The organism is uncultured Campylobacter sp. (assembly GCF_938045535.1).
Lineage (GTDB): Bacteria > Campylobacterota > Campylobacteria > Campylobacterales > Campylobacteraceae > Campylobacter_B.
This window is the reverse complement of sequence record NZ_CALIMQ010000124.1, coordinates 1-5,826: the sequence shown is the minus strand read 5'-3', so window position 1 is coordinate 5,826 and position 5,826 is coordinate 1. Positions and strand designations below refer to the sequence as shown.

Here is a 5,826-nt window from a genome sequence, read left to right as displayed (position 1 = left end):
CAGAACGACTGCACTTCGTCGTTACTGCCCGGTTCCTGTGCAAGGAACTGATTGGACGGGAAGCCGAGAATGACAAAACCCCGGTCCCGATATTTTTTATAAAGCGCTTCGAGGCCTTCGTACTGCGGCGTAAAGCCGCATTTACTGGCCGTATTTGCGATTAGCAACACCTTGCCGCGGTACTCGCCCATAGACTTTTGCTCGCCTCTGCCTGCAGTTACGTTATGTCGTAGATTTGTATTTTTTCTCCTTTGTGGCACTTTTCGCCTTAAAATTTTGGATGGACTTTAGCGAGCGAATGTGTTCTTGGTGTGTTCTTTTGCGATTTTAAAAATTTATCTGCCGTCCCATTCGCCGCTCCTACATAAATTTGCCGAATTTTACCATAATTCGTCCGCCCACTTGCGGCGCGAACGATCCTTTTTAATTCGCTCATTACGGATACGGGCGAGCTTGCACGGCGCCGTATAAATTAGCAAGATGAGGCGCGAAATTTCCGTCCGATTTCCAAAGTTCGGGTTTAAGCTTAAATTTAAAAATCCGCGTCGTCGCCGTAAGCTGAAATTTTGCGCGATTGTTTTAAAATACGTTTAAAATTTTAAGGAGAGCTCATGGCGTTTTCAGATTTTTTCAAAAAAGGCGGCAAAAATAGCGCAAACGCCGCAAAGATCGGCAAGACCGCGCAGGAGCGCAAGGATATAAGCATCGAAATTTTAAAATCGCATGGCGTGCCGTATATAGATCATCTGCCGCTACGATACGAGACGGACGAGGTTGCCCCGCGCGAAAAGGACGAGGTCATCGCTCGCGCGATCTGTTCTTACGCGGCGATAATGTGTGCCTGCTCGATCAGAGACGAGGGTAAGCTTGCAGACGAGGATAAGCAGGGCGCGCAGGGCTTTCTAGATAACCGCTACGGCTGCATAGACAAGCTCACGCGTATGGAGCGCCGCGTCACGCAGGGCGAAGCAAGCCGCGACGAGGCCGTGAATATGGGCTGGAAATATGAGTCGCTGTGGGCGCTGATGTGGGCCATGGGGCTCGTGGAGGAACTTAGCTTTCCGAGCGAGATCTGCGACTGCGGATTTGTGATGGACACCTTTAGCGGCGGCGATTTTTCGGCACGCGTGAAGCTACGCGACACGGATGAAATCCTGCAGGCGCTCGATCTCATCTACCGCTACCACTGGGCGTGCGTCAATGCCCGCGTGCACGGCTCAGACTGCGCAGGACTTGATGAAGAGGTCGTGATGGAGAGGCGCGGCGGGCTAGAGTAGCTATGCTGTAAGGGAGCGGAGAATGATAATCTGACGGATGAATATAACGCGTGGGATTATCCGGACTTGAATACTTAGCGGCTCTTTTTTTCCTTTATACGTCGTTGGAAATTTCGCCGAATTTCAGTCGCGTATTATAATATAAGCTCCTTCATTCGGCTTATTTCCGCCTCGTCTAAAGAAAAAATACTTCGCCTTATCTTTGCGCGCGTTGTCTTATTTTGCTATACGTCGTTACGTCTAAAATTTGCTCGGTCACGTATTGTATATACGCGCGCTCCGCCCGCAAATTTCATCCGCGCCTCGTCTAGTTTCGCAATACTGCCGCCTGTATTTTTGCGCTAAAATTTAACCCCGATCGCGCGCTGTTTTTTCAAATCATAATATGCGTGAGTAGATAAAAAGTACGCCGAATATGAGATAAATTTATAAATTGATTGGGGATAGAATTTTAAAATTCTATTGCGAACTGCACAAGAAATATCGCAAACGCGATTCGCCGAAATTTAAAACATGGCCTGCTAAATTTAAGGGCGCCGTGGAATTTTAGAATTTAAAGTTGCGGGCGAGCAAGGCGCCCGTCCGCGGTATCCACGACGAAAACCGCGCGGCACGTTAGCCCCGCAAGCGCGCCGTCCGCGATCAGCACGCCGTATGCGCGCGCAAACTCCTTATCGCGAAAATCGCTTAGGGCGCGTAAATTTTTGATCCCCTCGGTCGAACAAAATCTGCCCGCGGCAAACGGCAGATCCATCGAGATCACGAAAACCTCGGTATTTTTTATACTCGCGGCGCGCTCGTTAAATTTGCGCGTCTCGGTCGCGCACACGTCCGTATCCAGCGACGGCACGGCGATGATGACCTGTGCCTTGTCCGTGCCGCCGCCGACTTTGACCTCGCTAAGATCGGCCGCGACCAGGCTAACCACAGGCGCCTTATCTCCCAGCTTAAGCTCGTTGCCCGAAAGACCGACGCTTACGCCTTGCAATTTAGTTTGTTGCATAATTTTCCTTTGTTTTGAAATTTAAAACGGGCGCATTATAGCCCGCGAAAGCAAACGCCTGCTAAATCCGAGAACGGGCGAGTTTGGGTGTTAGCTAGACCTATATGAACGGCGCGTAGATTGCTCGAAGATAAAATTTTACGGCGTAAAGCGGCGGTGTAATTAAAGTGCCCGAGAATACCGCAACTTAGCATAAAGCACTGGTGATTGCGATCCGATATAGGTCTATGATAGTTACGCTCCGCCTTAAGGCTGCGTCGAAGGTAAAATTTCACCCTGTTTGTGCGATCCCGCTTGCGGCGATTTTGTTCGTGAATGTAAATCAAAGCATATAGCGACATGCATGCTTTCTCTGCGAAAGAAAGAAATCTCTAGTAAAACGATAATAGACACGGCATCATGAGCGCATTTTAAGTTATGCTTTGAATTTTTAAATTTAATTGAAATTTTTTTGATCTAAATTTGCGATCGGTAGAGGTTAAAATTTTGAGTTGAAATTTTATTTGAAACCAGAGTGTGAGTTAAAATTTTGGCTCGTAAAGCGGGTTAAATTCTAAGAGCCGTTTTAAAATTTAAAGAAGCGCCGAGGTTTGGCGATAAAGCTATCGCCGCACCCTAGCGTCCGTTAAGCTTAGCCGTTACGCTTTTTGATGATCTCTTCGCCGACGTTTTTAGGAACCTCGTCGTAGTGATCAAATTCCATCGAATAGGTCGCGCGACCCTGCGTCTGAGAGCGCAGATCAGTCGAGTAACCGAACATCTCCGAAAGCGGGCAGAACGCGTCGATGATCTTATTACCGCCGCGCTCGCTCATGTTATTGACCTGTCCGCGGCGCTTGTTTAGATCGCCGATGACGTCGCCCATATACTCCTCAGGGGTTTCTACCTCGACCTTCATCATAGGCTCCAAGATTACGGCGCCCGCTTTTCTAGCGCCCTCTTTAAAGCCCATAGAAGCGGCGAGTTTAAACGCCATTTCGGAGCTGTCGACTTCGTGGTAGCTTCCGTCATAGACCGTTACGCGCACGTCCTCGACCGGATAGCCCGCCAAAACGCCATTTTGCATCGCCTCTTGGCAGCCCTTATCGACCGCAGGGATGTATTCTTTTGGAATCGCGCCGCCTTTTATATCGTTTACGAACTCATATCCGGTGCCAGGCTCCAAAGGCTCTAGGCGCAAAAATACGTGACCGTATTGACCGCGACCGCCCGATTGTTTGGCGTATTTGTACTCTTGCTCGACCTTTTTGCGGATAGTCTCGCGATATGCGACCTGCGGCTGTCCGACCTCGGCCTCGACTTTAAATTCTCTAAGCATTCTATCTACGATGATCTCAAGGTGCAGCTCGCCCATTCCCGAAATGATCGTTTGTCCGCTCTCTTCGTCGGTCGCGACCCTAAAGCTCGGATCTTCTTGCGCCAATTTTTGAAGCGCGATACCCATTTTTTCTTGATCGGCTTTGGTTTTAGGCTCCACTGCTACGCTGATAACGGGATCAGGAAATTCCATACGCTCCAAAATTACCTTATCTTTTTCGCTAGCTAGAGTATCGCCCGTAAGAGTGTCTTTAAGACCCACAACGGCGCCGATCTCGCCCGCATATAGCTCTTTGATCTCTTCGCGTTTATTAGAGTGCATTCTTAGCAAGCGGCCGATGCGCTCTTTTTTACCCTTGCCGGTATTTACGACGTAGCTACCGCTTTCCAAAACGCCGCGATATACGCGCACGAATGTAAGCTGACCTACAAAAGGATCGGTCATAATCTTAAATCCAAGACCCGCAAACTCGCCCTCGTCAGTAGAGCTTACGTGAACCTCGCTGCCGTCCTCATACTGACCCTTAATCGCAGGCACTTCATCCGGCGCAGGCAGATAATCTACGACTGCATCTAACAAAGGCTGCACGCCCTTATTTTTAAACGCGGTACCGCATAGCATAGGAAAAAAGCTTAGGCTTAAGCAGCCTTTCTTGATGCCCTTTTTAATCTCTTCTACGCTTAGCTCTTCACCGTTAAAATACTTCTCCATCAAAGCTTCATCAGTCTCTGCTACCGCCTCAATCATCTTGTCGCGATACTCTTGCGCTTTTTCTCGTAGCTCGGCAGGAATTTCAACGATCTCCGGAGCAGAAGGACCCTTGCTATCATCCCAAACGAGCGCCTTCATAGTAACCAAATCTATAACACCCTTGAAATCATCCTCTGCGCCGATCGGAATTTGAATAGGAACAGGATGTGCTTTGAGCCTATCTTTTACTTGCTGTTCGACATTATAAAAATTTGCGCCTACGCGGTCCATCTTATTTACGAAAATGATGCGCGGAACATGGTATTTATTCGCTTGACGCCAAACGGTCTCGCTTTGAGGCTGAACGCCACCTACAGAGCAAAATACTGCTACCGCACCATCTAAAACGCGCATCGAGCGCTCGACTTCGATAGTAAAATCAACGTGGCCCGGGGTGTCGATCAAATTTATCTGATGATTATTCCAAAAGCAGGTCGTTGCCGCAGACGTAATCGTAATGCCACGCTCGCGCTCCTGCTCCATCCAGTCCATAGTAGCGGCACCCTCGTGAACCTCGCCAATCTTATGGCTCATACCGGTAAAAAATAGAATTCTTTCGCTTGTAGTAGTCTTTCCAGCATCGATGTGAGCGGCAATACCGATGTTTCTAACCATATGCAAAGGGGTTTTTCTTGCCATAATGCCCTCCTACCAACGATAATGCGCGAAAGCTTTGTTGGCTTCCGCCATCTTGTAGGTATCTTCTTTCTTTTTAAATGAAGAGCCCTTAGAATTTGCGGCATCCATAAGCTCGTAAGCCAGGCGCTCTATCATCGTGCGCTCGCTTCTTTTTCTCGCAAAGGAGATGATCCAGCGAATAGCCAAAGCCTGCTGGCGAACCGGTCGTACCTCGATCGGAACCTGATAAGTAGCGCCGCCTACACGACGAGATTTTACCTCCATCAAAGGCTTAACGTTATCGATGGCATCGTTAAAAATTTCGATGCCTTTCTTCTCACCGCCTTTATTGTCGATGAAATTTAAAGCGCCGTACATAATCTCGGTAGCGACGCTCTTTTTGCCGTCGAACATAAGCGAATTAATAAATTTTGTGATTACCTTGCTGTCATAAATCGGATCAGGCATAACTTCCCTAACGGGAGCTTTTCTTCTTCTCATTTTATTCCTTCAAATTTTAAAATTTTACTCAAACTCGGCAAAATCTAGTGCCGGTCTGTTTCGGCTAAACTATTTTTTAGGTCGTTTAGCACCGTATTTTGATCTTGCAACGGTTCGTTTCGCAACGCCTGCAGTATCGAGCGCACCGCGGACGATGTGATATTTAACGCCCGGTAGGTCCTTTACACGACCACCACGAACTAGCACTATGGAGTGCTCTTGTAGATTGTGACCTTCACCGCCGATATAGCTGATGACTTCAAATCCGCTAGTAAGCTTGAATACACACAACACAAGGAAGATTCTGAGAATTCTTCTGTCTAGCAGAATATGAAGAAATCCCGTTTCCAACGAAGGCC

5 protein-coding genes and 1 pseudogene are annotated in these 5,826 nt (G+C 48.2%); 1 reads left to right on the top strand and 5 read right to left on the bottom strand.

Translation table 11 applies throughout. From position 1 onward, the window contains the following. A pseudogene (locus tag Q0095_RS03870) lies at positions 1-191 on the bottom strand (glutathione peroxidase); the annotation flags it as partial. 420 nt (positions 192-611) lie between these two features. On the opposite strand from Q0095_RS03870, the gene Q0095_RS03865 reads away from it, so the two are divergent. Next, on the top strand, positions 612-1,277 hold the full coding sequence (locus tag Q0095_RS03865) for a DUF4272 domain-containing protein (RefSeq protein ID WP_297881528.1): 666 nt from the start codon (positions 612-614) through the stop codon (positions 1,275-1,277). Positions 1,278-1,830: 553 nt separating this feature from the next. Here the strand turns inward: Q0095_RS03865 and tpx are convergent. From tpx to rpsL, 4 genes are all read right to left on the bottom strand, one after another. Next, complete coding sequence (gene tpx / locus Q0095_RS03860) at positions 1,831-2,280, bottom strand: thiol peroxidase (protein ID WP_297881526.1); 450 nt, start codon at positions 2,278-2,280, stop codon at positions 1,831-1,833. 631 nt (positions 2,281-2,911) lie between these two features. Then, positions 2,912-4,987, bottom strand: a complete 2,076-nt coding sequence (gene fusA / locus Q0095_RS03855; protein WP_297881524.1) for an elongation factor G — start codon at positions 4,985-4,987, stop codon at positions 2,912-2,914. Between the two features lie 9 nt (positions 4,988-4,996). Next, on the bottom strand, positions 4,997-5,467 hold the full coding sequence (rpsG, locus tag Q0095_RS03850; protein WP_297881522.1) for a 30S ribosomal protein S7: 471 nt from the start codon (positions 5,465-5,467) through the stop codon (positions 4,997-4,999). A 69-nt stretch (positions 5,468-5,536) separates the two neighbouring features. Next, a partial coding sequence (gene rpsL / locus Q0095_RS03845) for a 30S ribosomal protein S12 (protein WP_297881519.1) occupies positions 5,537-5,826 on the bottom strand: 290 nt, incomplete at its 5' end.